Origin of the sequence: Microbacterium sp. MMO-113 (genome assembly GCF_037148555.1) — a bacterium.
Lineage (GTDB): Bacteria > Actinomycetota > Actinomycetes > Actinomycetales > Microbacteriaceae > Microbacterium.
Genome location: NZ_JBBCTD010000001.1, coordinates 569,272 through 595,801 on the forward strand (window position 1 = coordinate 569,272; position 26,530 = coordinate 595,801).

The 26,530-nt window shown below is 71.3% G+C and carries 24 protein-coding genes and 1 pseudogene; 14 read left to right on the forward strand and 11 right to left on the reverse strand.

Going from position 1 to position 26,530, the window contains the following annotated elements; translation table 11 throughout:
• Positions 1 to 2 precede the first annotated feature (2 nt).
• The 5 genes from WFJ36_RS02645 to WFJ36_RS02665 all read left to right on the forward strand — a co-directional run bounded on the left by WFJ36_RS02645 (position 3) and on the right by WFJ36_RS02665 (position 5,882).
• The gene (locus WFJ36_RS02645; RefSeq protein WP_025103153.1) at positions 3 to 263 is read left to right on the forward strand and encodes a F0F1 ATP synthase subunit epsilon; all 261 of its coding nucleotides are present in this window, start codon (positions 3 to 5) and stop codon (positions 261 to 263) included.
• A gap of 75 nt (positions 264 to 338) precedes the next feature.
• On the forward strand, positions 339 to 1,085 hold the full coding sequence (locus tag WFJ36_RS02650) for a YaaA family protein (protein WP_336642589.1): 747 nt from the start codon (positions 339 to 341) through the stop codon (positions 1,083 to 1,085).
• Positions 1,086 to 1,223: 138 nt separating this feature from the next.
• Positions 1,224 to 2,015: a large exoprotein gene (locus WFJ36_RS02655; protein ID WP_336642590.1), complete on the forward strand. Its 792-nt coding sequence runs from the start codon at positions 1,224 to 1,226 to the stop codon at positions 2,013 to 2,015.
• Positions 2,016 to 2,258: 243 nt separating this feature from the next.
• The gene (locus WFJ36_RS02660; RefSeq protein ID WP_071328375.1) at positions 2,259 to 3,056 is read left to right on the forward strand and encodes a PP2C family protein-serine/threonine phosphatase; all 798 of its coding nucleotides are present in this window, start codon (positions 2,259 to 2,261) and stop codon (positions 3,054 to 3,056) included.
• Between the two features lie 57 nt (positions 3,057 to 3,113).
• A complete protein-coding gene (locus WFJ36_RS02665) occupies positions 3,114 to 5,882 on the forward strand; it encodes an FtsK/SpoIIIE domain-containing protein (protein WP_336642591.1) in 2,769 nt (922 codons plus the stop codon).
• Between the two features lie 38 nt (positions 5,883 to 5,920).
• Here WFJ36_RS02665 and WFJ36_RS02670 read toward each other — a convergent pair whose 3' ends face one another.
• Complete coding sequence (locus WFJ36_RS02670) at positions 5,921 to 6,916, reverse strand: asparaginase (RefSeq protein ID WP_071328377.1); 996 nt, start codon at positions 6,914 to 6,916, stop codon at positions 5,921 to 5,923.
• A gap of 81 nt (positions 6,917 to 6,997) precedes the next feature.
• Between WFJ36_RS02670 and WFJ36_RS02675 the strand changes: the two genes are divergently transcribed.
• Entirely contained in the window at positions 6,998 to 7,495 is a 498-nt protein-coding gene (locus WFJ36_RS02675; RefSeq protein WP_336642592.1) for an OsmC family protein, read from the forward strand.
• Between the two features lie 9 nt (positions 7,496 to 7,504).
• Here WFJ36_RS02675 and WFJ36_RS02680 read toward each other — a convergent pair whose 3' ends face one another.
• Positions 7,505 to 8,284: a lysophospholipid acyltransferase family protein gene (locus WFJ36_RS02680; RefSeq protein WP_071328379.1), complete on the reverse strand. Its 780-nt coding sequence runs from the start codon at positions 8,282 to 8,284 to the stop codon at positions 7,505 to 7,507.
• Between the two features lie 124 nt (positions 8,285 to 8,408).
• On the opposite strand from WFJ36_RS02680, the gene WFJ36_RS02685 reads away from it, so the two are divergent.
• Both WFJ36_RS02685 and dxr read left to right on the forward strand, forming a co-directional pair.
• Positions 8,409 to 9,371: an FKBP-type peptidyl-prolyl cis-trans isomerase gene (locus WFJ36_RS02685; RefSeq protein WP_071328380.1), complete on the forward strand. Its 963-nt coding sequence runs from the start codon at positions 8,409 to 8,411 to the stop codon at positions 9,369 to 9,371.
• Between the two features lie 43 nt (positions 9,372 to 9,414).
• Positions 9,415 to 10,497 carry a 1-deoxy-D-xylulose-5-phosphate reductoisomerase gene (dxr, locus tag WFJ36_RS02690; RefSeq protein ID WP_071328381.1) on the forward strand — a complete coding sequence of 361 codons (1,083 nt, stop codon included), beginning with the start codon at positions 9,415 to 9,417 and terminating at the stop codon, positions 10,495 to 10,497.
• 12 nt (positions 10,498 to 10,509) lie between these two features.
• Here dxr and WFJ36_RS02695 read toward each other — a convergent pair whose 3' ends face one another.
• From WFJ36_RS02695 to WFJ36_RS02705, 3 genes are all read right to left on the reverse strand, one after another.
• Positions 10,510 to 12,126 carry a Mur ligase family protein gene (locus WFJ36_RS02695; RefSeq protein WP_071328740.1) on the reverse strand — a complete coding sequence of 539 codons (1,617 nt, stop codon included), beginning with the start codon at positions 12,124 to 12,126 and terminating at the stop codon, positions 10,510 to 10,512.
• Positions 12,127 to 12,183: 57 nt separating this feature from the next.
• On the reverse strand, positions 12,184 to 12,858 hold the full coding sequence (locus WFJ36_RS02700; protein ID WP_071328382.1) for a YcnI family copper-binding membrane protein: 675 nt from the start codon (positions 12,856 to 12,858) through the stop codon (positions 12,184 to 12,186).
• A 92-nt stretch (positions 12,859 to 12,950) separates the two neighbouring features.
• On the reverse strand, positions 12,951 to 13,535 hold the full coding sequence (locus tag WFJ36_RS02705) for a hypothetical protein (RefSeq protein ID WP_071328383.1): 585 nt from the start codon (positions 13,533 to 13,535) through the stop codon (positions 12,951 to 12,953).
• A 66-nt stretch (positions 13,536 to 13,601) separates the two neighbouring features.
• On the opposite strand from WFJ36_RS02705, the gene WFJ36_RS02710 reads away from it, so the two are divergent.
• Positions 13,602 to 14,915, forward strand: coding sequence for a M50 family metallopeptidase (locus WFJ36_RS02710; RefSeq protein ID WP_143049256.1), 1,314 nt, complete (start codon positions 13,602 to 13,604; stop codon positions 14,913 to 14,915).
• 15 nt (positions 14,916 to 14,930) lie between these two features.
• Here WFJ36_RS02710 and WFJ36_RS02715 read toward each other — a convergent pair whose 3' ends face one another.
• The gene (locus WFJ36_RS02715; protein WP_071328384.1) at positions 14,931 to 16,814 is read right to left on the reverse strand and encodes a chorismate-binding protein; all 1,884 of its coding nucleotides are present in this window, start codon (positions 16,812 to 16,814) and stop codon (positions 14,931 to 14,933) included.
• 172 nt (positions 16,815 to 16,986) lie between these two features.
• Positions 16,987 to 17,613 carry a pyroglutamyl-peptidase I family protein gene (locus tag WFJ36_RS02720; RefSeq protein WP_083391684.1) on the reverse strand — a complete coding sequence of 209 codons (627 nt, stop codon included), beginning with the start codon at positions 17,611 to 17,613 and terminating at the stop codon, positions 16,987 to 16,989.
• An 81-nt stretch (positions 17,614 to 17,694) separates the two neighbouring features.
• Between WFJ36_RS02720 and ispG the strand changes: the two genes are divergently transcribed.
• Together ispG and WFJ36_RS02730 are read left to right on the forward strand one after the other, a co-directional pair.
• Complete coding sequence (gene ispG / locus WFJ36_RS02725) at positions 17,695 to 18,825, forward strand: flavodoxin-dependent (E)-4-hydroxy-3-methylbut-2-enyl-diphosphate synthase (RefSeq protein WP_025103167.1); 1,131 nt, start codon at positions 17,695 to 17,697, stop codon at positions 18,823 to 18,825.
• 13 nt (positions 18,826 to 18,838) lie between these two features.
• Positions 18,839 to 19,705, forward strand: coding sequence for a hypothetical protein (locus WFJ36_RS02730; protein WP_336642593.1), 867 nt, complete (start codon positions 18,839 to 18,841; stop codon positions 19,703 to 19,705).
• A 90-nt stretch (positions 19,706 to 19,795) separates the two neighbouring features.
• On the opposite strand, the gene WFJ36_RS02735 is transcribed toward WFJ36_RS02730, so the two are convergent.
• Together WFJ36_RS02735 and WFJ36_RS02740 are read right to left on the reverse strand one after the other, a co-directional pair.
• Positions 19,796 to 20,488, reverse strand: a complete 693-nt coding sequence (locus tag WFJ36_RS02735) for a nucleotidyltransferase domain-containing protein (RefSeq protein ID WP_336642594.1) — start codon at positions 20,486 to 20,488, stop codon at positions 19,796 to 19,798.
• Positions 20,489 to 20,586: 98 nt separating this feature from the next.
• Complete coding sequence (locus WFJ36_RS02740) at positions 20,587 to 22,002, reverse strand: RNB domain-containing ribonuclease (RefSeq protein ID WP_292791504.1); 1,416 nt, start codon at positions 22,000 to 22,002, stop codon at positions 20,587 to 20,589.
• Positions 22,003 to 22,080: 78 nt separating this feature from the next.
• Here WFJ36_RS02740 and WFJ36_RS02745 point away from each other — a divergent pair, with 78 nt between their 5' ends.
• Positions 22,081 to 22,851 carry an isocitrate lyase/PEP mutase family protein gene (locus WFJ36_RS02745; protein WP_071328388.1) on the forward strand — a complete coding sequence of 257 codons (771 nt, stop codon included), beginning with the start codon at positions 22,081 to 22,083 and terminating at the stop codon, positions 22,849 to 22,851.
• Between the two features lie 39 nt (positions 22,852 to 22,890).
• Positions 22,891 to 24,651 (forward strand): proline--tRNA ligase, encoded by a 1,761-nt coding sequence (locus WFJ36_RS02750; protein ID WP_336642595.1) that lies wholly within the window; start codon positions 22,891 to 22,893, stop codon positions 24,649 to 24,651.
• An 18-nt stretch (positions 24,652 to 24,669) separates the two neighbouring features.
• Here the strand turns inward: WFJ36_RS02750 and WFJ36_RS02755 are convergent, their stop codons facing one another.
• Both WFJ36_RS02755 and WFJ36_RS02760 read right to left on the reverse strand, forming a co-directional pair.
• The gene (locus tag WFJ36_RS02755) at positions 24,670 to 24,972 is read right to left on the reverse strand and encodes a pyridoxamine 5'-phosphate oxidase family protein (RefSeq protein WP_336642596.1); all 303 of its coding nucleotides are present in this window, start codon (positions 24,970 to 24,972) and stop codon (positions 24,670 to 24,672) included.
• Positions 24,905 to 25,357, reverse strand: a pseudogene (locus WFJ36_RS02760) (pyridoxamine 5'-phosphate oxidase family protein); the annotation flags it as partial. The pseudogene WFJ36_RS02760 and the gene WFJ36_RS02755, both read right to left, overlap by 68 nt.
• Between WFJ36_RS02760 and WFJ36_RS02765 the strand changes: the two are divergent.
• On the forward strand, positions 25,310 to 26,350 hold the full coding sequence (locus WFJ36_RS02765) for a TIGR00730 family Rossman fold protein (RefSeq protein WP_336642597.1): 1,041 nt from the start codon (positions 25,310 to 25,312) through the stop codon (positions 26,348 to 26,350). The pseudogene WFJ36_RS02760 and the gene WFJ36_RS02765 sit on opposite strands and share 48 nt — an antisense overlap.
• The last annotated feature ends 180 nt before the right edge of the window (positions 26,351 to 26,530 follow it).

The window sequence follows — 26,530 nt, forward strand, 5'->3', positions numbered from 1 at the left end:
CCATGGCGCTGCATGTCAGCCTCGTCTCCGCCGACGCGGAGGTCTGGACGGGAGAGGCGAGCCTCGTGGTCGCCAAGACCGTCGAGGGCGAGATCGGCTTCATGTCCGGTCACGAGCCGGTGCTGGCCATCCTCGCCGAGGGCCAGGTCCGGATCACCCAGACGGATGGCGCCAAGGTGCTGGCGAACGCGCAGGACGGATTCCTCTCGATGGAGGGCGACGTCCTGACGATCGTGGCCGGCAACGCGGCACTCATCTCCTGACAGTCCTGTACATCGCGTCCGCCTCGACACCCGCCCGGGTGCCGAGGCGGACGCGTCTCTTTTCCCCGAGGTCCCATGAAGATCCTGCTCCCGCCGTCCGAGACCAAGCGCGAGGGCGGTGACGGCGGCCCCCTGGACGTGTCGGTGCTCGCGCTTCCCGATCTCGCTCCGCAACGGGATGCCGTGATCGATGCCCTCGTCGCTCTCGCGGACGACGAGGACGCCGCCCGGCGGGTGCTCAAGCTCAGCGAGCGGCAGCGGGGAGACGTCGCGCACAACCGGGCCCTGCGGACCTCGGCCACGATGCCCGCGGTGGACCGCTACACCGGGGTGCTGTTCGACGCCCTCGACGCGGCGTCGCTGTCGGCTGCCTCCCGCCGTTGGCTGGATGCCCATGTGTGGATCCACAGCGCCCCGTTCGGCCCCGTCGCCGCTCTGGACGCGATTCCGACGTATCGCCTCGCGGCCGGCACGGCGTTGCCCGGGATGGCGCCGCTCCGCCGTCACTGGGCCGAGCCGACGACGGCGGCGATCGCGGCCGACGCCCCCGCGTTCGTCCTCGATCTGCGCAGCGAGGCGTACGCGGCGCTCGGTCCCGTGCCTGACGCGGTGTCGTCGGCGTATGTGCGGGTCGTCACGGCGCAAGGGAGAGCCCTGAACCACTTCAACAAGAAGAGCAAGGGGCTGCTCGTGCGCGCGCTGGCGGAGGATCGTCCGCGGCTGGGCTCGCTCCGCGCCCTGCAGCGGTGGGCCCAGGCGCATGACTTCGTGCTCCGGAACGGTGCGGTGGGCGGCGAGGTCGAGCTGGTCGTCGCCGACTGACGGTCACTCGAGCCCGGCGAATCGCCTCCGGCGGTCGTTGCCGCCCCCTGGGTGCACCGCTACCATGTCCAATGCGAGGCGGGGAGTCTCGTGGTGGGGGACGAAAGCCGTCTCCCCTGACCAGAGAATGTGAGCCTCATGGGTTACGACGACTACGGAGCGGGCTATCTCGGCCTGCTCTTCGCCTACTTCTTCGTCATTCTGCCGATCGCGGTCGCCGGATACGTCCTGGTGTCGCTCTTCTACATGAAGATCTTCCAGAAGGCCGGGGTGCAGGGGAACTGGCGCGCCTGGGTGCCGGTCTACAACTCCATGATCTTCTTCAAGCTCGGCGATCTGAGCCCGTGGCTCGTCCTCTACGGCATCGCGGGTGCCGCCCTGCTGAGCTGGATCGGCATCGGCTTCCTCTTCTCGCTCGCCCTCGGGGTGCTCTCGGTCATCGCGGCGTGGCGCGTGGGCCTCAAGCTCCAGAAGGACGCCGTCTGGGTGGTCCTCTACGTCTTCCTCTCCATCGTGTGGCTCGGCATCAACGCCTTCGACAAGTCGCGCTGGAACCCCAACATCCAGCCGGCTTCCTGGGCGGGCAACGCTTTCCTCGGCGACCGCACGGTCTGGGACGGGGTTCCCGTCCAGCCGGCAGCGGTCGCGCCGCAGCAGGGCTACGGCGCTCCGCAGGGGTACGGCACTCCGCCGCAGGGGTATGCACCGCCCACACAGGCGTTCACGCCGCCCGCTGCGCCCGGCTATGCGCCGCCGGCTGCTCCTGCCGCCCCGGCGACGGGCGCGCCGGTCCCTCCGGTGCCGCCGACCACTCCTCCGGCACCTCCCGCAGCTCCGCCCACGACGCCTCCGGCTCCGCCCGCGGCTCCGCCCGCGGCTCCTCCGGCTCCGCCGACCACGCCGAACGACCCCACGCAGCCGCCTGCGTGACGACAGAAGAAGAACCCCCGGTCTCCGGACCGGGGGTTCTTCGCGTCCGTGGTCCCGGCGCGTCCCGGCATGCCGCTAACGTGGAGGCATGAACTCGTCGCACCGGAGGGTCGTTCACGCTCCGCCCTTCGCTCCGCGCCCCGATCACCGCGACCCCGGTGCGGACCAGGAGAGCGAGTTCCATTACGATGTGTGAGTATCCTGCGCCCGCCCCATTCGCCGCAGGTCCATCGGAGGCAGTTCGTGGCTGAGACCAAGACGCACACCGTCACGGTTGCGCATCGTCCGTTGCTGCTGTCCTGGGCCGGGGTGACCGACCAGGGGCGGCGCCGAGAGACCAATCAGGATGCTCTGCTCGCCGAGTACCCGCTGTTCATCGTCGCGGACGGCATGGGCGGCCACGCCGGTGGCGAGATCGCCAGCCAGAGCACGGTCACCCGACTGCGCGCGGTGGTGGACGCCGACGAGGTCTCTCCGTCCTCGATCGAGAAGGCGCTCGCTCTCGCCGTGGACGACATCGCCGGGCACCCCGACACCACCGATGAGGGCACGGGCACCACGCTCACCGGTGTGTACCTGGAAGAGCACGACGGCGAACCTCACTGGGTGGCGCTGAACATCGGCGATTCCCGCGTCTATCTCCTGCGCGACGATCGGCTCCTGCAGGTCACGACCGATCACTCCGTCGTGCAGGAGCTCATCGCCGCCGGCAAGCTCAGCCCGGAAGAGGCCGAGGGACACCCCTACAGCAATGTGATCACCCGTGCAGTGGGCGCGAGTGAGCTCACGGCGCCGGACTACATCACCATCGACGTGCGCCCGGGAGACCGGTTCGTCATCTGCTCCGACGGTCTCACGAAAGAGCTCACGGACTATGGCATCCAGCACTTCCTCCGGGCCCACGCCGACCCGGCCGAGAGCGTCGATGCGATGCTCGCCGCGGCACTCGACAACGGCGGCCGTGACAACGTCACGGTGATCGTCCTGCAGGTCGACGACCCCGACGACTCCTCCTCCCCATCAGCGGAGTCGGGGGAGTAGCGCTCCGCACCCTGTGGAAGGGCCGTAGCCGCCCGGAGGATGAGCTCCACTGGAGTCATGGACTCCTCGCCTCTGCTCCTCCCGTCCGCGATACCGCCCGCCCGGCGCCGCGCGCTCCCCCTCGTCGCCGCCATCGTCCCGGTGGGCGTGGGCCTGGCTCTCTGGGGCACGACCGGCGCCGTGCATGCACTGTGGTTCGCAGCGCTGGGGCCGCTGATGCTGGGAGCCTCTCTCGTCGACTCGGCCCGCGGCCGACGGCGGGAGCGACGGCTCGATGCCGACCGGGTGAGCGCCGCTTGGAGCGAGCTCGAGGCGGAACTGCACCGTCGCCACGCACGCGAGCGGGCGCAGGAGGAACGACGCCATCCGGACGCCGCCTCCTGTGTGCGGGATCGCCCGCTGCGCGATGCGCGGCCGCCGGGCGAAGACACCTCGCTCGTCGTGGGACGCGGGTCCCGGGTCAGCACCGTGCGCTGCGAGGGCGGAGACGACGAACGCGCCGACGACTTCCGCCGTCGATGCGGCGTGCTGGATGACGTGCCTCAGGTCGTCCCCCTCGGACGAGGGGTGTGTCTTCGCGGGCCCATTCCTCTCGTACAGGCCGCGGCACGCGGCTTCGTCGTCCAGCTCTGCCTGCGCTTCTCGCCAAGTGTGCTCTCTCTCGTCGTCGGCCCCGACGTGGGCGAGCCGGCCGCGGCGGCGTTTCCGCACGTGCAGCGGGCGCGACGCGGTGGGTTCCGCCTCGCTCTCGCTGCCGAAGCATCCTCGGAGCCGAGTGCTGACGCGGTGATCTGGGTCCTGCCGGCCGGCAGCGACGTGCCGGAGGGGATCACGACCGTGCTCGACATCGAGGAACCCGGTGCGGCGGTGCTGCGCACCCCGGACGGCGTCGTCGAGCTCGACGTCGAGTTCCTGTCGTCCGCGCAGGCGGAGGCGGTCGCGGAGCTGTGCGGCGGGCAGGCGGACGCGGCTCGGGCGGAGGCGTCAGTGGTGGTGCTGCGAGAGCTGCCGCAACCGCCGATGGGCACGGGTCTCCTCGTCGCCCTCGGTCGCGGAGCGCACGGTGAGCCGATGACCGCCGACATCGTCGACGACGGTCCGCACGCGATCGTCACGGGGATGACGGGCACGGGGAAGAGTGAACTCCTCGTCACCTGGGTCGCGGCTATCTGCGCCGGGTGCGGCCCGGACCGGGTGAACTTCCTCCTTGCGGATTTCAAAGGGGGAACCGCCTTCGAGCGCCTGCGGGACCTGCCGCAGGTCGTCGGCGTTCTCACGGACCTCGACGAGACGGAGGCACGGCGTGGCGTCGCGAGCCTAGCCGCGGAGATGCGTCGCCGCGAGAGCGCGCTCGCTGCGGCGCGGGCGCGCGACGTGCAGGAGACCGATCTTCCGCGGCTCCTGATCGTCGTCGACGAGTTCGCCGCGCTGCTGCAGGAGCATGCGGAGCTGGCCGCGGTGTTCACCGACGTCGCGGCGCGGGGCAGAGCCCTGGGGATGCACCTGGTCCTCGGCACTCAGCGTGCCGCCGGGGTCATCCGCGATGCCCTCGCCACGAACTGTCCGCTGCGGTTGAGTCTGCGCGTCGCCGAAGCCGCCGACAGCAGGGCCATGCTCGGCACCTCCGGCGCGGCCGAGCTTCCCGGCGGACCGGACGGCCGAGGTCGCGCGCTGCTACGACGTCCGCAGGACGACGCGCCGCTGGCAGTGCGCATCGCCCTCACCGACGACGACGTCATCCGAGGCATCGGGAAGCGATGGGCCGGAGCGCAGGCATGCCCACCGCCCTGGCAGCCTGCTCTCCCGGTACGCCTGCCGCTCCCCACGCTGATCGAGCACGCAGGGTCCGCGGGGCTGTCCGGCGCCGACTCCCGAGTCGTGCTCGGGCGTGCCGACGACCCCGAGCACCAGAAGCAGCCGCTCGAACTCCTGCGCCCTGGCCGTGAACGTGGCCTGGTCGTCCTGGGCGCCCCGGGAACGGGAAGGACGACGGTCTTGCGGGTGATCGCGGCGCAGCATCCGGACAGCACATGGTTCCCCGACGACCCCGAGGCGGCGGTGGACCTGCTCGCCGCGTGGGCCGAGGGCGAGGTGGCACCACCCGACCTCCTACTCGCCGACGATCTCGACCAGCTCCACGCGGTCCTCCCGCTCGAGGTCGGCCACGAGTTCGTCCAGCGTTGGGAGCAGCTGGTGCGCTCAGCGACCGGCACCACCTGGGTGCTCACGGCAGGCCGGATGACGGGTCCGCTGGCACGGGTGCTGGAGGCGCTTCCGCGGCGCGCTCTCCTGCGGATGCCGACACGCGTGGAGCATATCGCGGCGGGCGGTGAGGTGGCGCACTTCCGGCGCGACCGTCCGGCGGGGCGGGCCATGCTCGGCGATCGAGAGATGCAGTTCGCCTGGGTGGAGGCCTCCGGCGCGCTCCGCCGCAGCGGCGTGCCGGGGCGAAGCACCGCCGCGTGGGTGCCGCAGACGGAGATGGCAGCGTTGGTCACCCCCGGCGCGCCGGCCGTCGTCGCTGCGCTGAAGACGGCACACCCGGAGTGGGACGTGCGTGGGGTGGGTCCGGAGGTATGCGGGACAGGGAAGCCACTCGTGCTGGTGGCGGATGCGGAGACCTGGCAGCGTCACGTGGCCTTATGGCAGCAGGTGCGCTCGCGCGGGGAAGTGCTCATCCGCGCCGAGCGGCCGAGCGAGCTCCGTCAGCTCGTCGGCGTCCGAGCTCTGCCGCCCTACGCGCGGCCGGACGCCGGGCGCGCCTGGTCCGTGATCGGGGACCGCCCGCCACGACGGGTTGTCCTTCCGGCGCTGGGGCGTCGGTGACCCCTCCGTCGGCCGCAGCAGCGTTCGAGGCGGTCTGGTCAGATCCCTGCGCCCGGACGGATGGTGCCGACGCTCGCTCCGCCTCCGTGCACCGTGAGCGGCAGGGCATCACTCAAGGCAGCCACCTCAGCGTCACGGAGCCCGCCCGCGCGAGCCAGCAGAGTCGCGGCGACGATGGTCGACGCGCGAGCGCCGCCGTCCAGCATCTTGAGCGCGACCGTCGTCCCGTTCGGAGCCACCATCACCATGACGCCCTCCGCGCCGCCCTTGGCGAAGACGCCGAGGCGTTCGATCGCGATGGTGTCGGGGCGCCCGGGGCCGTCGATGGTCCAGGGGTTCTCACGGACCGCCTTCACCAGCGAACCGGCCACGCGGTGCAGGGCGAAGGGGGAGCGCTCGGAAGCGGTTCCGATGCGATGGATCGCGCGGGCCAGGCCCGTGAGGGTGAGAGCGTACACCGGGGCGCCGCAGCCGTCGATCGCGGTGTGGGCCATCTTCTCGCCGGTCAGCCGCTCGACGACGTCGCGGATGTGGGCCTGGAGCGGGTGCGCGGGGTCGAGATAGCCGTCGGTCGGCCAACCGGTCGCGATGCAGGCGCGGAGCATGGCGGCGTGCTTGCCGGAGCAGTTCATCCGGACGCGCGCCTCCTGGCCGTGCTCGCGCACCATCTCGTCGCGGGTCGCGGAGTCGCTCGGCCACGCCGGGGGACACGCGAGGTCGTCCTCGTTGAGGCCGCCGGCGGTGAGCATCTCGCGCACGACCTCGGCGTGCCGGTCGGTTCCGGAATGGCTGGCTGTGGACAGAGCCAACTGCTCGCCCTCGAGCACGGCGCCCGCCGTGAGACAGGCGACCGCCTGCACCGGCTTGAGGCTGGAACGCGGGAGGATCAGCGCCTCCGTGTTGCCGTGCCGCGCGACCACCTCGCCCTCGGGGGAGAGCACCACGGCCGCCCCGGCGTGACGCGACTCGATGAAGCCGCTCCGCTCCACGACGGCGAGTTCGACGGAATCCTGAACGGTGAGAGTCTCCAGCACCCGACAACTCTACCGGCGGGTGCGGCTCGCCTCCGTCGAGGACAGAGCCCGGGTGTCGGCGCCGCCTGACAGACTGGGATCATGCCAGAGCAGACGACTCCGCGGCCCCTCGGCGAGCACCGGTACGCCCTCACCTCCACCTGGACGGGCAACACCGGAACCGGCACGAGCGGCTATCGCGACTACCGCCGTGATGTCACGATCGAGGTCGAGGGGAAGCCGGACCTGCTCGCGTCGTCCGATAAGCCCTTCCGTGGCGATCCGTCGCGCTGGAACCCAGAGGACCTCCTGCTGGCTTCCCTCTCCGAGTGCCACCTGCTGTCCTATCTGCATGCGTGCGTGACGGCCGGCGTCGTGGTCGTTTCCTACCGCGACACGGCGAGCGGCGTGATGCGCGAGAACGGCGCCGGCGGCGGGTCCTTCGCCGAGGTGCTGCTGCGGCCGGAGGTCGTCGTCGCCGAGGCGTCGATGATCGAGGCGGCCGAGCAGGCGCACGCCCAGGCGAACGAGTGGTGCTTCATCGCCAACTCGGTCAACTTCCCCGTCCGGCACGAGGCGACGGTGACGGCCGCCGGCTGAGCGAACCGTTCAGCGGCGCTCGTGCGGGAGCGCCTGCTTGATCTTCTCGATCGTGTTCTGTGCGGGCGCCTCGTTGTAGGTGCCCGCGAGCTCCTGTCCGGAGAGGGCGTGGATCGCGGCCATGATCTCGTCGGTCGCGAGTCGGCGTGCGCGGCCGCTCGTGGCCGGTCCGTGCGGGGACAGATCTAGGGGCTCCCCGAAGCGTACGGTGATCCGCTCGGAGAGCGTGGGCATCGTGGCTCCTACCGGCATGACCTTGTCGGTGCCGATGAGTCCCACAGGAACGACAGGGGCGCCTGTCTGCAGGGCGAGGAACGCCACGCCCGTGCGGCCCTTGTACAGCCGGCCGTCGGTGGAGCGGGTGCCCTCGGGGTACAGCGCGACGGCGAGGCCCTCGTCGAGGAGCTGACGCTGCAGGTCGAGGGCGTCGAGAGCCGCCTGGCCGGCGCCGCGGCGGACCGGGATCGCACCGATCGACTCGAAGAACGTCTTGGAGGCCCAGCCCTTCAGGCCGGTGCCCTCGAAGTAGCTCGACTTGGCGAGGAAATGCACGGGACGCGGGGCCGCCACGGGGATGGCGATGGAGTCGATGAACGACAGGTGGTTGCTGGCGAAGATCACCGGGCCGGTGGTGGGGACGTGTTCGCGTCCTTCGATGTGCGGCCGGTAGACGAGCCGGGCGAGCGGGGCGATGAGGCTGCGGCCCAGGGCGTAGGTGAAGCCGGCGTGCCGGGGCTTCGGGGAGTCCTCTGAGGGGGTTTCGGGGTCCACGGACTGCTCAGAGCTCATCAGAGCAGGCTACTCCCGGATCCATGCCGACGTGGGAATGAAGACTCGCGCCGCCGCTTCCCAGCGCGAGCAAAGGGCGATGAGGCAGGATGGAAGCTCCCGCCCGCGATCGTGAGGTCTTCCTGTGCGCACCCGTCCGCTGCTCGTCCTGTCCACCGTCGCTGCGGCGACCCTGCTGCTGGCGGGCTGCTCCGGGAACGGCGATCCGCAGAGCACCTCCTCTCCGGACGCCTCCGGGTCGAGCCAGTGCCTCGTGAACGCGAAGGCCGGCGACACCTCGGACGCCATCGAGGTCGACGGCGAAGGCCTCGACGCCAAGATCACGGTTCCCGCCGATGCGGAGTTCGCGAACGTCGAGCGGACCGTCGTGTCCGAGGGCGACGGGGACGACCTCGCGGCGAACGACCTCGTCTCCGTCCAGTACCAGATCGTCGATGCCGCCAGCGGCGACGTGGTCGACTCCTCGGCGCGTGGCGAGGACGGCACGCTCCCCGTGCTCCTCGACCCGAACCAGTCGTCGCTGTTCGTCGCCGCGCTGGAGTGCGAGCCGGTCGGATCCCGCGTCGTCCTCGCGATCCCCGGCAGCGCGCTCGGTGAGGGCCAGAGCAACATCGTCGTCTACGCGGAGGCCGTCGACCGACTCCCCGAGGTCGCGACGGGTGAGCCGGTCGAGCCGACCGCCGGCATGCCCGAGGTCGAGCTCGACGACGACGGCAAGCCGACCGTCACGATCCCGGACGGCGACGCGCCGGCCGAGACGAAGGTCTCCGTCCTCAAGCAGGGCGACGGTGCGACGGTCGCGTCCGGCGACCTCGTGGTCGTCCAGTACCTCGGCGTGAAGTGGTCCGACGGCGAGGAGTTCGACTCCAGCTGGAGCCGTGACGCCGCCCCGGCGCAGTTCCAGACCACGGGGGTCGTCGCCGGCTTCCAGAAGGCGCTCGAGGGGCAGAAGGTCGGTTCGCAGGTTCTCGTCGTCATGCCGCCGTCCGACGGCTACGGCGCGAGCGAGGGCCACGAGCTGCAGGACGAGAGCCTCGTGTTCGTCGTCGACATCCTCGCGACGACTCCGGTCCAGCCGCAGCAGTAGCCGCCGTCTCGGACGGCGCAGACACGTGTCCTAGGCTGGCGTCATGCGTCGCGTCATCATCCTCGGCTCCACCGGTTCCATCGGCACCCAGGCGCTGGATGTGATCCGCGCCAACCCTCGACGCTTCGAGCTCGTCGGTCTCGCCGCGGGGTCGAACGCCGCGATGGTGTCCGAACAGGCGGCGCAGTTCCAGGTGGAGCACACCGCTCTCGGCGCGGCGGAGGCGGAGCAGCTGGTCCGCGACGTCGAAGCCGATGTGGTGCTGAACGCCATCACCGGCTCGATCGGTCTGGGCTCGACGCTGGCTGCGCTGGAGGAGGGGCGGACGCTCGCCCTGGCGAACAAGGAGTCGCTGATCGTCGGCGGCGATCTCGTGCTGGCCGCAGCAGCCCCCGGCCAGATCGTGCCGGTGGACTCCGAGCACTCCGCTCTCGCGCAGGCCCTGCGCTCCGGCACACACGACGAGATCCGTCGGCTGGTGGTCACGGCCTCAGGCGGGCCCTTCCGCGGGAAGTCGCGCGACGAGCTCACCGCCGTCACGCCGCAGGATGCGCTCGCGCACCCGACGTGGAACATGGGACGCACGGTCACCACGAACTCCGCCACGCTGGTCAACAAGGGCCTCGAGGTCATCGAGGCGCACCTGCTGTTCGACGTGCCCTACGACGACATCGACGTCGTCGTGCACCCGCAGTCGGTCGTGCACTCCATGGTGGAGTTCATCGACGGATCCACCATCGCCCAGGCCTCTCCGCCGGACATGCGGCTGCCGATCTCGCTGGGCCTGGACTGGCCGCACCGGGTGGGTGGGGTCGGTCGGCCGTTGGACTGGACCACCGCCACGTCGTGGACGTTCGAGCCGCTCGACGACGCCGCCTTCCCCGCGGTGGCGCTCGCGAAGGCGGTCGGACGTGTCGGAGGCACGTTCCCCGCGGTCTACAACGCCGCCAACGAGCAGGCCGTGGACGCGTTCCACGAGGGACGCCTGCCGTTCCTCGGCATCGTCGACACCGTCCAGCGCGTCGTGGACGCGCACGACGCGCCGGATGCGCTGACCGTGGAGTCGCTCGCAGCGGCGGAGGACTGGGCGCGGCGGAAGGCCGATCAGCTCATCGCCGCCGCCTGACGCGACGCGGGCTCAGTCCTCGTCCGGGTACGGCACGGGCCAGCGCGGCTCCGGCACCGGCCAGCCGGCGGCCTTCAGTGCACGCCGGGAGAGCTCGCGGGCGGAGTATGGCGTCCGCACCCCGCGGATGTCGCGGTAGTCCTGGTGCCCGGGGCCGGCCCAGAGGATCGCGTCGCCGTCGCCGACGAGTCCGACGGCGGCCACGATCGCAGCCTCCGGCGGGGAGTACTCGTGGATCTCGGCGTCAGGCCGGGCGCGACGCGCGCCCTCGACGAGGGTCGCGCGGATCGACGCCGGGTCCTCGAACCGCGGGTGATGATCGGTCACGACGAGGATGTCGCTGCCCTCCACCGCGGTGCGGGCCATGTCGAAGCGCTTGCTGGCGTCCCGGTCTCCGTCGGCGCCGAACAGCATGAGCACCTTGCCGGGGGTCACCCGCCGCACGGCCGCCAGGGTCTTCTCGAAGGCGTCGGGCGAGTGGCCGAAGTCGACGAAGACCGCCGGTCCTCGCGCGCCCGAGACGAGCTGGGTGCGGCCGGGCAGATAGGCGTGGATGCCGCCGTCACGCTGCAGGGCTTCGACGATGCGATCCCACGCATAGCCGCCCTCGAGCAGCATGACGATCGCGAGCGCCGCGTTCGCCGCCATGTGCGGACCGATCACCGGCACCGTCGTGGTGAGGGTGCCGGCCGGTCCCGTCATCGTGAACGTCGTGCCGGTCGTCCGCTCGTCGTCGATGACGACCACCCAGTCGGCCTGCGTCGCCGCGTCGGCGTCGGCCGCGATGGAGGGTGTCCCGACGGTGACGACGGGGATCTCGGAGCGTTCGACGACCAGGGCGCCGGAGGAGGAGTCGAGGCAGACGACGCCGCGCACGGCACGATCGGGGCGGAAGAGAGGCAGCTTCGCCTCGAAGTACTCCTCCATGTCCGCGTAGTCGTCGAGGTGGTCGTGGCTGAGATTGGTGAACCCCGCGACGTCGAATCGGATGCCGTCGACGCGGTGCCGGGACAGGGCCTGGGCGCTGACCTCGACCGCGACGGCCTCGACCTCGCGCTCGCGCATGAGCGCGAGGAGGGCGTGCATCTCGGAGGCCTCGGGGGTGGTGAGCCGCGAGACGATGACCTCACCCGCGATGTGCCGTTCGGCGGTGGAGGAGAGCCCGGTGACGACGCCCATCTGGTCGAGGATGCCCTCGAGGAGGTGGGAGACGCTCGTCTTGCCGTTCGTTCCGGTGGTCGCGAACAGGAGGGGGAGCGGATCCTCCGCGCCCGTGCCGTATACCCAGGCGCTCAGCGCGCCGAGCACGCCGCGGGGATCGTCGACGATGAGGATCGGGAGACCGGCATCCGCGGCGATGTCGGCACCCGCCTGGTCCGTGATGACCGCGACGGCTCCCTTCTCGGCGGCGGTCTTCGCGAAGTCCGCGCCGTGGCGGTTCACGCCGCGGATCGCGACGAACGCCTCGCCGGGACGCAGGTCGGCCGTGGCGAGGGTGATGCCACTGAGAGCGACGCCCTCCACGTCGCCACGCACGGAGCGGGCGAACAGCGAGGCGAGTTCGGACAGCTCGCGCCGGGGCGGGTTCGCCGGGCGGAGCACGGGGGGCAGGGTCGGCTGTTGTTCCATCGACATGTCGTCTCCATGTTCTCACGACGGCGGTGTCAGCTCGGGCGGGACCGGGGATCAGGCGCGGCGGCGGAACGCGAGCACCGCGACCACGAGCGCCGCGACACCGGCGAGGAGGCCGCCGGCGCCCAGGGCGATGCCCAGCGCGTCGTCGCCGTCGTCCGCCGTCGCGGGCTGCGGCGCGGCGCTCGAGCCGTGACCGTCCGCGGCGCCGTCCGTGACCGTCACGACAGGCGCAGGCGAGTCGAGGTCGTGGGGGTCCTCACCCTTCTCGGCGAGCTGCGTCCACTCGGTCGCGCCGTCCACGCACTGCTGGACCACCGGGAAGGCGAGCGACTCGGGCGTGTCCTCGTCCAGGCCCACCGACATGCTCACGGCACCGCGCAGGTCAGTCGGCACCGGGGTGAGGGCGGTGTACGTGACGGCGCTCACGAGACCGTCGTCGCCGCGCTCGACCTGGATCGTCCAGTCGCCGTCGAGCGTCGGGGCGACCGAGGCGAGGCCGTCCGGCATGGTGATGCGCAGGGCCGTGGTGGGCGAGGTGCCGCAGCCGTGCGAGAACGAGAAGGTCAGCACGCCGTGGTCGCCCGCGGCGAGCTCGTCGGGGCTGACGCTGACGTGCGCCCCGGCCATCGCGGGCACGGCGAGGGCGAGGGCGAGTCCGCCGACGATGCCGGTGGCTCCGAGGAAGGCGCGGCGCGGACGACGGGGACGGATGGTGGTGTTCGACATAGGGTCTCCAGATGCTCGTGTGCGGGCGCGCCGGAACTGCGCAGCCCGGAAGAAAGGGCCGTCGAACGGGGACGGCCGGATCGAGGGACGGCTCAGCCGCCGACGAGCACCGGAGGACCGCGTCGCGAGACCACGGCGGTCGTCGCGACGTCGAGCGGAGGGAGAAGAGCGGAGCGCAGCGGACGCGGGGGTGCCGGAGGCGTGGTGGCGGGTGCCGTCCCGCGTCGGAGAGCGGCCAGGAACCAGCGGGCGATCGTACGCAGCACGCTCTCGCCATGCCACAGCAGCACCGTCGTCAGCAGGGCGGCTGCGAGGTGGGCCGACAGCATCAGCGCTCCCGGCCCTGGGGTCGGTGACAGCGGGCCGAGCGCGCTCAGGTCGAGGTGGTGGGAGTGGGCGCCGAGGCCGGGGGCGTCTCCGGCGGTGGGAGCACCCAGAAGCTGGAAGAGCAGGTGGAACGCGCCCTGCGCCAGGATCACGGCCACCGCGACCCGCGCGCGCGACGACCGCTCGCCGACCACGGCGGCGGAGAAGGGCACGAAGAGCGCGGCGACGGCGGCGATGAGCAGCGGGTGCGGGGCGGCGCCGCCGGCGAGCGTGTGCGAGACGGCCGCGAGGAGTGTGGCGATCGCGGACACGGCGGCGGCGCGGAGGAAGCGCAGCTGCCGGGACGTCATCGTGCCAGCCTAGCGACGCTGCGCGAGCCGGGCGGATTCCTAGGCGGCGGGCAGTAGCGTGGGCCTGTGGAATTCCTGCTCTATCTGGGCGGCATCGTGTTCATGCTGATCGGCCTCGGCCTCTCGATCGGTCTGCACGAGGTCGGCCACCTCGTCCCCGCCAAGCTCTTCGGCGTGCGTGTCGGCCAGTACATGATCGGCTTCGGGCCGCGCCTGTGGTCGAAGCGGATCGGCGAGACGGAGTACGGCTTCAAGCTGCTGCCCCTCGGCGGGTTCATCTCGATGTCGGGCATGTATCCGTCGTCGAAGGACAGCGGGCCGGCGTCCGGGGCGTTCCGCACGCTCATCCAGGACGCGCGCTCGGCCAACGACGAGACGATCGCGGAGGGCGCGGAGGACCGGGTCTTCTACAAGCTGCCGGTGTGGAAGCGCGTGATCGTGATGCTCGGTGGACCGCTCATGAATCTCCTGCTGGCCGTGGTCATCTTCACCGTCCTCGTCAGCGGGATCGGTGTGCAGCAGGGCACCACGACGGTCGCGGCGGTGAACGAGTGCGTGGTCCCCGCATCGTCGACGGCGACCGAGTGCGGGGCCGACGATCCGGAGTCACCCGCCGCGGCGGCCGATGTGCAGCCCGGCGACGTCCTCGTGTCCATCGACGGGAAGCCGGTGTCGACCTTCGCCGAGGCCACCGCCATCGTCCAGGCCTCACCGGGCGAGCCCCTCGCCCTCGTGGTGCGCCGGGACGGCACCGAGCGGACGCTCACCCTCACACCCATCGCCGCGGAGCGCACCCTCACGGATGCGAGCGGGCAGCCGGTGCTCGACGACGACGGCGAGCCCGTCGTGAAGGAGGTCGGCTACGCGGGGATGATCGCGCAGATGGGCTACGTGCAGCAGCCGCTGACCGCCGGCCCGCAGCTGGCGGCGGATACCGTCGCGCGGGTCGGCTCGCTGATCGTGACGCTGCCGGTGCGGCTGTGGGACGTCGGGGTCTCGCTGGTGACGGGTGGCGAACGCGATCCGAACGGTCCGCTGAGCGTCGTCGGCGTCGGACGCCTCGCGGGCGAGGTGGCCGCGACGGACGCTCCGGTGCTGAACCGCTTCGCCGTGCTGCTCGGCCTTCTCGGCTCGCTCAACGTCGCGCTCTTCGTCTTCAACCTCATCCCGCTGCTGCCGCTCGACGGCGGACACATCGTCGTCGCGCTGTGGGAGGGGGTCAAGCGGGCGTGGGCGAAGCTCTTCCGACGGCCGCCGCCGACGCCGGTCGACGCCACCAAGCTCGTGCCGCTGACCGTCGTCGTCGCGACGCTGCTGATCGCGATGGGCGCGCTCCTGCTCGTGGCCGACCTGTTCAACCCGGTCAAGCTCCTGGGCTGAGCGGCCGGAGCGCGCTCAGCGCAGGGCGTGCGCCGCCAGGCGCTCCAGCGTGCGGATGCCGTCGCGGGACAGGATCGATTCGAGGTGACCCTGCACCGAGGCGAAGCCGTCGCCGCGCAGCGCGTAGACGTCTCCGGTCACCGGATCGGCGGAGACCTCGGCCGCGCCCACCGTCGTCACTCCCGGGTCGACCCGCGCCGTGAAGGTGTTGTAGAACCCGATCGAGGCGTCCTCGCCGAACACCGGCACGGCCTTCTGCAGCCCCTGGTGCGGAGCGTCGAGGGGCGTCAGCGCGATCCCCATCCGGTCCGCCAGGATCTGGTGGCTCAGGCACACCGCGAGCAGCGGCGACTGCGCCTGCAGGCGGGCCGCCACCACCTCCCGCATCCGTGCGATGCGCGGGCTCGCGTCGTCTCGGGGGTCGCCGGGGCCGGGGCCGGCGACGACGAGATCGGCCGTCTCGACCGCCTCGTCGTCGACCGTGTCCCAGGAGGCGATCGTCACGTCGAGCCCGAGATGGCGGAGCTGATGCGCGAGCATCGTCGTGAAGCGGTCCTCGGCGTCGACCACGAGGGCGGAGCGGCCGGAGAACGGACCCGTGAAGTCCTCGCCCTGCGGGTTCAGCCAGAATTCGGCGAGGCGGGCGTTGCGCGAGGAGAGGAGCGCGGCGACGTCCGGGTCGTCCGCGAGACGCCGGGGCTCACCGGGGGCGTCGGCGTCGCTCCGCGCCTCGGCCACACGGTCCCGGTCGATCGCGCCGATGGCTCCCAGCACGCCCGCGGCCTTGCCGTGCGTCTCGGAGACCTCGCCGTGCGGGTCCGAGTGCCGGACGAGGGTGGCGCCGACGGGCACGCTCAGCGCGCCGTCCTGCAGGTACACCGTGCGGATGAGGATCGGGGCGTCGAGGTCGTGCCCGCCGTCGCCGTGGGGGGTGAACAGCGCGGCCACCCCGGAGTAGTACCCCCGGGGCTTGCGCTCGTGCCGCCGGATCACGGCACAGGCGTTCTGCATGGGCGAGCCGGTCACGGTCGGGGCGAACATCGTCTCGCGGAGGATGTCCCGCGGGTCCAGTCCGCTCCGTCCGCGCAGCATGTACTCCGTGTGCGTCAGCCGCGACATCTCCTTCAGATGCGGGCCCGTGATGCGTCCGCCGTCGGCGCAGACGGCGCTCATCATCTTGAGCTCCTCGTCGACGACCATGAACAGTTCCTCGGTCTCCTTGGTCGACGTGAGGAAGTCGGTGAGCGTCTCCTTCGTCGCGCCGCCCGCCGGATGCCGGAAGGTGCCCGAGATGGGGTTCATGGTGACGACGCCGCCGCGGGCCACGACATGCGCCTCGGGGCTCGCGCCCACCGCGATGTGACCGGGGGTGACGACCGCGAACGTCCAGTAGGCGCCGCGCTCGTGAGTGAGGAGCGCTCGGAACCAGGTGAGCGCCGCGGTGCGCTCATCGGCGTCGACGGTCGCGGTGAAGTCGCGGCGGATGACGAAGTTCGCGCCCTCGCCGCGGCCGATCTCATCGGCGATCACCGTCTCCACGATCGCGGCGTACTCCTCGTCGGCGATGTCGAAGCCCTCGTCACGCAGGGGGACAGGGGAAGAGGGGAGCGCGTCGAGCACGGCGGCGGTCGGCAGGTGGAGGTGCTCCGCCACGACGAGACAGCGCAGCGGGGCGCCGTCGTCCTGAGCCACGAAGCCGCGCTCGCGGACCTGTCGATACGGGACGAGGGCGAAGACCTCCCGCGGCTCTCCGTCGACGGTCAGCGGGATGTCGGCGAGCAGCTCGACGTCGGTCACGTCGCCGGTGAGCAGCTCCACGGTATCTGTGCCGTCCCGCGCGATCAGCACGAAGGACGCGGTGGGATCGGCGCTGAGCTCGTCGAGGCGAGAGAGGGTCATCGATGTCTCCTGTGCGAGGGCTCCGGCTCGGCGCAACGAAAAGACCGCCCCGGAGGCGGTCTGGATTCGAGGGAACGCGAACACACCGCCTAGGAGGCGGGCCACCAGGTGATGTGCGCGATCATTGGGGCGAAACTACCACACCCCGCCCTGCCGACCGGGCGGCGTGACGTCACCAGAGAGAGCCGCCGGTTCCCGCTTCCTCGTCGTCGAGGCAGTGATCCACGAGCAGGCGCACGCCGCGCGCGATCTCCTCGTCGTCCAGGTGTGGAGCGCCGGCCGGCGCGGTGCTGCGGGACCAGGGCAGATGGACGAAGCCGGCGGGCACGTGCGCGGGGACGGCGGAGAGCGCCGTGTACAGCACGTGGTTGCACACGTACGAGCCCGCGGAGAGCGAGAGGCGTGCGGGGAGACCCGCATCGGCGAGCAGGCGCACGAGGCGCTTCACGGGGAGGGTGGCGAATCGGGCGGCCGGACCGTCCGGATGGCTGTGCTGGTCCACCGGTTGCACGCCGTCGTTGTCGGGGATCCGCGCGTCGATCAGGTTCAGCCCGACGCGCTCGACCGCGACCCGATCGCTTCCGCCGGCGAGGCCCGTGCACACGACCGCGTCGGGGGAGTGCTGGGCGATCCGCTCCCGCAGGAGCGCGGCCGATCGGGCGAACGACACCGGCAGCGTCGCGACGACCAGGTCGTGAGGGCCGTCGTATCCGGCGGCGACTGTCTCCACGGCCTCCGTCGAGGGATTGCGGGCTGCGCCGTCGAAGGGATCGAAGCCGGTGAGGAGGATGACCGCCATGTCCTCAGCGTAAGCGCCCGCATCCAGCCCTTCTGCATCCTGGCGGCGTAGGCTGGGATCGTGCCAGCAGTGAATCTTGGGATGCCGAAGGTCCCCGAAGTCCTCGCCCCGCGTCGCAAGTCCCGCCAGATCAAGGTGGGCAAGGTGCTCGTCGGCGGCGATGCGCCCGTCAGCGTGCAGTCGATGACGACGACGAAGACGACCGACATCAACGGGACGCTGCAGCAGATCGCGGAGCTCACCGCCTCGGGCTGCGAGATCGTGCGCGTCGCCGTTCCCTCGCAGGACGACGCCGATGTGCTGCACATCATCGCGAAGAAGAGCCAGATCCCGGTCATCGCCGACATCCACTTCCAGCCGAAGTACGTCTTCCAGGCGATCGACGCCGGGTGCGCGGCCGTGCGCGTCAACCCGGGGAACATTCGCAAGTTCGACGATCAGGTCGGTGAGATCGCGAAGGCCGCCAAGGACGCGGGCGTCTCGCTCCGCATCGGCGTGAACGCGGGCTCGCTCGACCGTCGCCTGCTCGAGAAGTACGGCAAGGCCACGCCGGAGGCCCTGGTCGAGAGCGCGGTCTGGGAGGCGTCGCTGTTCGAGGAGCACGACTTCCACGACTTCAAGATCTCGGTCAAGCACAACGACCCGGTCGTCATGGTCAAGGCCTACCGTCAGCTCGCCGAGCGGGGCGACTGGCCGCTGCACCTCGGCGTGACCGAGGCGGGCCCGGCCTTCCAGGGCACGATCAAGAGCGCGACCGCCTTCGGCATCCTGCTGGGGGAGGGCATCGGCGACACCATCCGCGTGTCGCTGTCCGCCCCGCCGGCCGAGGAGGTCAAGGTCGGTCACCAGATCCTCCAGTCCCTCAACCTCCGGGAGCGCAAGCTCGAGATCGTTTCGTGCCCGTCGTGCGGTCGGGCGCAGGTCGACGTGTACACGCTCGCGGAAGACGTCACCGAGGGGCTCAAGGAGATGACGGTGCCGCTGCGCGTCGCGGTCATGGGCTGTGTCGTGAACGGTCCGGGCGAGGCGCGCGAGGCCGATCTCGGCGTCGCATCGGGCAACGGCAAGGGACAGATCTTCGTCAAGGGCGAGGTCATCAAGACCGTCCCGGAGGCCGACATCGTCGCCACGCTCATCGAGGAGGCGAACCGCATCGCCGCCGAGATGGGACCGGACGCTCCGCTCGGTACCGCCCAGGTCGTCACCGCCTGATCCGAGGAGCGCCATGCCCACGCCCACGATCGTCACCTTCCCGGACGGCAGCCTCCGCGGAGACGCCGTCGTGACCCGTGTGACGGACGACGCGGACGGGACGGTGATCGTCGTCGACGGCACCCCGTTCCACCCCGTCGATCACACCTGGCCCGATCAGCCCGGCGATGCCGGCGCGATCTCCGGCGAGGACGGGTCCGTCCGCGTGACCGAGGCGCTCATGGCTGCGGTCTCGGACGGCGGCGAGTTCGCCGTGGGCAGCGCGATTCCTGTCAAGCGCGGGACCGAGGGCTGGACCTGGCTGGTCGCTCACCGGCTGGAGGACGCGGCGCCGGCGTGGCTCGCAGAGGGGACTCGCGTGGTGCTCTCGGTCGACGGGGCACATCGTGCCGGCCTCAGCCGCGGTCACACCGCGTGCCACCTCGCCTCCCTCGCCCTGGATCTCGCGGTCGCCGACCTCTGGCGCAAGGACCCGGGGGAGGATGCGCTGGGAAACCCGGACTTCGAGGGACGCGCGAACCAGTCCTGCCGCATCCACGAGGACGGTGCGGTCGACGAGTACCGGCTCGGCAAGAGCCTGCGCCGCGCGGGCTTCGACACCGAGACATTCGCGGCCACGCTGACGGACCGTGAGCAGCGCATCAACGCGCAGCTCGCCGCGTGGGTCGCCTCCGCTGCCGCGAGCCGCATCGAGGTGGACGGACCGACCATCGTCGACCGGCGGCGCTGGCACTGCGACCTCCCCGAGGGCGAGGCCGTGATCCTCTGTGGCGGCACCCACGTCCGTTCCCTCGCGGAATTCGCCGCCATCACGGTGACCCTGGATCTGTCCGACCCGCAGCTCCTCGTGATGACGACGACCGCGACTCCCGCCTCCTGAACCCTCACCCGCCTCAGGCGCTCGCGCGAGGACAGGCGCCAGTCGCCGGTGTCGCCTGTTGTCGCGTGACTGCCTGTTCCCGCGACGTGGTCAGCGCTCGAACCCCGCCTGCACCCGACCCCCTGCGAGTTCCAGTTCCTCGCCGACCCGCGCCGCGAACCCCATGATGTCGCCGGCGAGCAATGGAGCGCTGAGCTGCTCCGTGCGCTCGGGACTCCACGCGCGCAGACGTCGCGGGAGCCACTTGCCGGAGCCGATCCACTGCCCGTCGGCCAGCAGCATCAGCTCTGCCATGCGCTCGAACAGCAGGCCTGCGACCACGCGCTGTTCGAGAGGATCCGTCGCGTCGCCCAGGTCGTCGAGGAGATCGGTGATCACGTACCGCCGGAACCGTGACTCGCGGTCTTCCACTGTGGGGCCGGCGGCGAGCACGGCGCCCCACCGGGCCCGCAGGTCGTCGAGCCCAGGCCCGGAGCGCACAGGCACGCCCTCCACGAGCATGTGCACGATGACAGGTCGGTGCTGTGCGACGCCGCGGTTCGCCCATGTCTCGAACCCTGCCGCCGTGTAGGCGAACACCTCGAAGATCTCGCCCTCGAACTCGAAGGTGGCGGCCTCGCTCGCCTGGGCGTCGTCGGCGAAGAGGTCGTCGTCGATGAGCAGGAGGTCGATGTCGCTCGTGTGCGTGCGCTCGTCGCGGGCCGTGCTCCCGGCGACGATCGCGGTGCGTGCGCGCGGATACCGCTCCACGAGGAAGCGCTCGACGCGCTCGGCCTGATCCATCTCGACAGGGTATCCGGCGGGGACACAGGCGATCGCGGCGACACAGGCTCTGGTGCCGGTAAGCGCCTGATCCGGCGTCCTCGCCTGACCCGGCGGAGTCAGACGGCGAGCTCGATCTCGCCCGCGGCGATGTCCACGCGCACGACGCGCAGCCGCACCACATCGCCGGGCTTCGTGTCGGGGGTCACCGGCGCGGTCGTCGTCACCGCAGGCTCCGCGATCTGGACAGCAGCCCGCTCGCCTCGGAGCTCGATGACCGTCGCCTCGACCGACTGTCCCACCAGAGGTGTGAGCAGCGCGGCCTCGACGCGGTTCACGGTGTCCGCGTCCAGCTGCGACGCCCGTCGGCCCGAGGCCTGCATGAGCGCGGGGAGGTCGCCGAGGGAGGAGCGCACCCACTCCGGCACCGGCTGTCCCGTCGACACGGCGAGGCAGATCGTGAGGACCCAGCGGTCGACGAGCCTCCGGAGGGGAGCGGTCGCGTGCGCGTACGGGGCTCCGATCGCGGCCTGCACGGCGTCGGCGGGCGGCTCCCCGTCGAACACGAGGTACCCGGCACCGCGGAACAGCGAGGCGGCGGCTTCCAGCACCGGCAGGGTCATCGGGTCGGAGCGGTCGAGGCCGCGGAGGTACTCGCCGTAGGTGCCGCCGGTCCATGGCCGCCCGAGCGCCTCCGTCTGGTGCCGGAAGGCCGCGAATGCCGTCTCGTCGGGTTCCGGCATCGTGCGGAGGATGCCGGCGCCCGCGTCGATCATGAGCGCCGCGGCCGCCATCCCGGTCATGAGCGACAGCTGCGCGTTCCACTCCTCGACGGGCAACGGGCTACGACGCTCGATCGCGTAGGAGCCGTCCTCGGTGCGCACGACCTCCTCGTCCGGGACGTTGAGGCTGGCTCCGCCCCTTCGGCGCTCCTGCTCGAGGCGGAGGGCACCGATCTCCGGCAGCAGCGCCGCGTGGCCGCCGTCGCCCCGGTCCAGCGCCTCCTGGGTGGAGGCGTAGTCGAGCTGAGCACGGGACCGGATGAGGGCGCGCTCCAGCCGGAAGTCGGTCACGGTGCCCGCGGCGTCCAGCGCGAACGTCCACACGAGTGCGGGACGGTCGACATCGGGGAGCAGGGAGACGCGGTCCTCGCTCAGCACCGGCGGATGCAGCGGGATCGTGCCGTCCGCGGCGTACAGGGTCTGTCCCCGTCGGCGGGCCTCCGCGTCCACGGCACCACCGGGGGTGACGAAACCCGGCACGTCCGCGATGGCGTACCGCACCCGATAGCCGTCGCCGTCGCGTTCGAGGTGGAAGGCCTGGTCGAGGTCACGGGCGCCCGTCGGGTCGAGGGTCGCGAACGGGATGTTCGTGAGGTCGAGATCCGGGGTCGTCGCCGAGGCCGCCTCCGCCTCGGCGAGCACGTCGGCGGGAAACGCGGTCGGTGTGTCCAGGTTCTCCCGGAGCGCCGAGAGCGCCGCGGCGAGGTCGGTCTGGGCGGCGGAGGGGGCGACATGCGAGCGGCGCTGGGGCATGTCGCCAGCCTAGGTCGACCGCCGCCCCGATCCGGGGCATCCGGCCCGCGTGCCCGCACCGGCCGCTAGCGTGGGGACATGACCACTGCTGCCAAGGCCCAGACCCTCGTCGGACTCTATGACGCCCCGGAGATCCTCCGTGTGGTGAACGTGTGGGATGTCGTCTCCGCACGCGCCGTCGCCGCGCTGCCGGAGACGAAGGCGATCGCCACCGCCGGTCACGGCATCGCCGCGTCGTTCGGCTACGACGACGGCGACACCCCGCGTGACGTCATGATCGACATGGTCGGCCGGATCGCGGCGGCCGTGTCGGTCCCCGTCACCGCCGACCTGGACGACGGGTACGGCGACGCGGGGGAGACCACCCGCCTCGCGATCGCGGCCGGCGTCGTCGGCGCGAACGTCGAGGACCGCCTCAAGCCGCTCGACGAATCGGTCGCCGTCGTCGAGGCCATCGTGAAGGCTGCGGAGGCCGAGGGCGTCCCGTTCGCCCTCAACGCCCGTACCGACGCCTTCGTGCGTGCCGGGTCGCGCCCCGTGGAGGAGAGCATCGCGGACGCGATCCAGCGCGGGCGTGCGTTCCTCGATGCGGGTGCCACCGCGGTGTTCGTCCCCGGCATCCTCGACGCGAACGTCACCCGTCAGCTCGTCGAGGGGATCGGCGAGCGCAAGGTCAGCGTGATCGGCATCCCCGGCGCGCTCGCCGCCTCCGAGTACGAGAAGCTCGGCGTGGCCCGCATCTCCTACGGTCCGCTGCCGCAGCGCGTGGCGCTCACGGCTCTGCAGGAGCTCGCCGAGAGCCTCTACGGCGGCGGTGTCGTGCCGCAGGGACTCCCGGCCCTCAACTGAGCGACGAGGCGGGTGACCGCGGCTCACTACACTTGAGCCGTGGTCACTCGTCTTTCGAACTTCTTCCTCCGTACGCTCCGCGAAGATCCTGCCGGTGCCGAGGTCGCCGGTCACAAGCTGCTGATCCGCGCCGGGTACATCCGACCGCAGGCGGCGGGCATCTTCGCGTGGCTGCCGCTGGGTCTGCGCGTCAAGGCGAAGATCGAGACCGTCATCCGCGAGGAGATGGCCGCCGCGGGTGCCCAGGAGGTGCACTTCCCCGCGTTGATGCCGCGCGAGGCGTACGAGGCCACCGGCCGCTGGGACGAGTACGGCGATCTGCTGTTCCGCCTCCAGGACCGCAAGGGTGGGGACTACCTGCTGGCGCCGACGCACGAGGAGGCGTTCACGCTGCTCGTGAAGGACCTGTACTCGTCGTACAAGGACCTGCCGCTGACGATCTTCCAGATCCAGGACAAGTACCGCGACGAGGCCCGGCCCCGCGCCGGGCTCCTCCGCGGCCGCGAGTTCACGATGAAGGACGCCTACTCCTTCGACTCCTCCGACGAGGCGCTGGACGCGAGCTACCAGGCGCAGCGGGACGCGTACGAGCGCATCTTCCAGCGGCTGGGCCTCGAGTACGCGATCGTGCAGGCCGACGCGGGGGCCATGGGCGGTTCGCGCAGCGAGGAGTTCCTGCACCCGACCCCCGTGGGCGAGGACACGTTCGTCCGCAGCGCCGGCGGCTACGCGGCCAACGTCGAGGCCTTCAGCACGCCCGTCCCGGCTCCGGTCCCGTTCGACGCCGACGGCGCCCCCGTGATCTTCGACTCGCCCGACACCCCGACCATCGAGACGCTCGTGGCGCACTGCAACCGTGAGCTCGACGGCGAGTACACCGCGGCCGACACGCTCAAGAACGTCGTCCTCGCCCTGAAGCACCTCGACGGCACCCGTGAGCTCGTGATCGTCGGCATCCCCGGCGACCGCGAGGTGGACGAGAAGCGCGCCGAGGTGGCGTTCGCCCCGGCGGAGGTCGAGACCGCCACCGCGGACGACTTCGAGAACAACCCGCTGCTGGTGAAGGGCTACATCGGTCCGTGGTCGCCCACGGGTGCCGTGCTGGGCGAGGAGTCCGCCACGGGCATCCGCTACCTCGTCGACCCCCGCGTGAGCGAGGGCACGAGCTGGGTCACCGGCGCGAACATCGACCAGAAGCACGCGCACTCGGTCGTCGCCGGGCGCGACTTCGAGGCGGACGGCATCGTGGAGATCGCGAACGTGCGTGCCGGCGACCCGGCGCCCGACGGCTCCGGTCCGGTCGAGCTCGCCCGCGGCATGGAGATCGGTCACGTCTTCCAGCTCGGGCGGAAGTACGCGGAGGCGCTCGGCCTCAAGGTCCTCAACGAGAACGGCAAGCTCGTCACGGTCACCATGGGGTCGTACGGCATCGGCGTCACCCGGATCCTGGCGATCATCGCGGAGCTGAACAACGACGACAAGGGCCTGATCTGGCCGGCCTCGGTCGCGCCGTTCGACGTGCAGGTCGTCGCCGCCGGTCGCGACCAGGTCGCCTTCGACGTCGCGGAAGACCTCTCGGCTCAGCTCGAGGCCGCAGGGCTCGACGTGCTGTACGACGACCGTCCGAAGGTGTCACCGGGGGTCAAGTTCGGCGACGCCGAGCTCGTCGGGGTCCCGAAGATCGTGATCGTCGGTCGCGGTGCCGCCGACGGCCAGGTCGAGTTCTGGGACCGTCGCACGGGGGAGCGCGAGGCGGTCTCGGTCGCCGAGGCCGTGGAGCGGCTCTCCGCCACGCGCTGAACCGGCGCTCCCGGTCGCTCAGCAAGTGACGCGGCCGTGGTTCATGATGTCGTCGTCCGGGGTGTCTCGGGTCACCAGCGCCTTGAGCGCCCCGGCGGCCATCGCGACCTTGCCCTTCGCCGGCTCCCAGAACTCGGCGACGACCGGGGTGACCGCGAGCAGGGCGATGCCGGGGGTCTCCAGCCCGTCCTCGAACCAGATGTCGAGGGAGGGGGGAGTAGAGCTCCTCCATCTTCGCGCGATCGTGGACGACCTCGGCGGTGCCGGCGACGGACACATAGCGCATGCCCTTGGCGTCGCAGTACGCGAGACCGACATCATGGTGGCGGCGCGCCTCCTCGACCTTCTCCGTGTCCTCCGCGGTGAAGAACCAGATGGCACCCGCCTCGTCCATCTGCCTGGTCGACATCGGCCGGCTGACGAGGTTCCCGTCCGGGTCGGTGGTGGTGAGCATGGTGAAGTCGATGTCCTCCACGAGTTCCTTGATGCGGGCGAGGGCCTCGGGTCCGGTGATCTCTGTCATGTCGCCATGGTGGCGCCACCGCCGACCGAAGGCACGGGCGTTGACACCGCGTCCCGGCCGTGCTGCGGAGCGCGGGCGCGCGGATCCTCGGCGTTGCGTCCCGCCGCCTTGGTGCCGCGTGGGACGCTGGGGGGCATGACCGAGGAACCGCTGCCGGCCGCTCTGAGCGACGAGATCAACCATGTGCTCGACGAAGCGGGGGTGTCCTCGGACCGTCGGCTCGTGATGCGGATGCTCCGCACGGCGCTGCTCCTCGGTGAGGACGACACCGACCGCCTCGACCTCAAGATCGCCTCCGCCGCCCTGGCCGAGATGCGCGACGCGTTCCGCCTCTTCGCCCCGTTCCGCGGGGTGCCGAAGGTGACGGTGTTCGGGTCCGCACGCACCCTGCACGACGACCCGCTGTACCTGCAGGCGCGCGATGTCGCCGCGGCGCTCGCGAACGACGGCTGGATGGTCGTCACGGGCGCCGGCCCCGGGATCATGCAGGCCGCCGCCGAGGGAGCGGGGCCCGCGCTGTCGCTCGGCGTCTCCATCCGGCTCCCCTTCGAGGAGAAGGCGAACAGTCTCGTCGCGGGAAGCGATCAGGTCGTCGCGATGAAGTACTTCTTCACCCGCAAGCTCATGCTCATCAAGGAGTCGAGCGGCTTCATCTGCCTTCCGGGCGGGTTCGGCACGCTCGACGAGATGTTCGAGCTGCTCACCCTGCAGCAGACGGGGAAGGCCGAGCCGACGCCGATCGTGCTGCTCGACGAGAAGGGCGGATCGTTCTGGCAGGGGATGCGGCGCTTCGTCGACGAGCACCTCGCGCCGATGGGGGTGATCTCCCCCGGGGACTTCGATCGCGTCGTCATCACCGACTCGGTCGAGGAGGCCCGGGCCGAGATCACCGGGTTCTGGCGCAACTACGACTCGCTGCGGTGGGTGGGGGACACGCTCGTGCTGCGACTCAAGGCCGAGCCGACGGACGCCGAGATCGAGGAGCTGAACACCGCCTTCGCGACGCTTCTGTCCTCGGGGCGCATCGAACGGACGGCTCCGCGTTCCCCGGAGGTGGCCGACGACGACCGGCTCGGCCTCCCGCGCCTCGCCCTGCACCTGGATCAGCGTCAGGTGGGCAACCTCTTCCGCCTCATCGGCGCCCTCAACGCTCTCCCGTCCGCGCCGAAGGCCTGACCCCCGCGGGTTCTCACGACGCAACAGGCGTCCGCTCGGAGACAGGCTTCTCGCACACGGAGCGCGTGGTGTCGCGGGACTGCCTGTGCCCGCGAGGACTGGATGGCCCGGGGGTGCGGCACACGGTATCGTTGTACGGATGTCGCGCGTGCATTCGGGCGCGACGAGAGCTGAATAGGG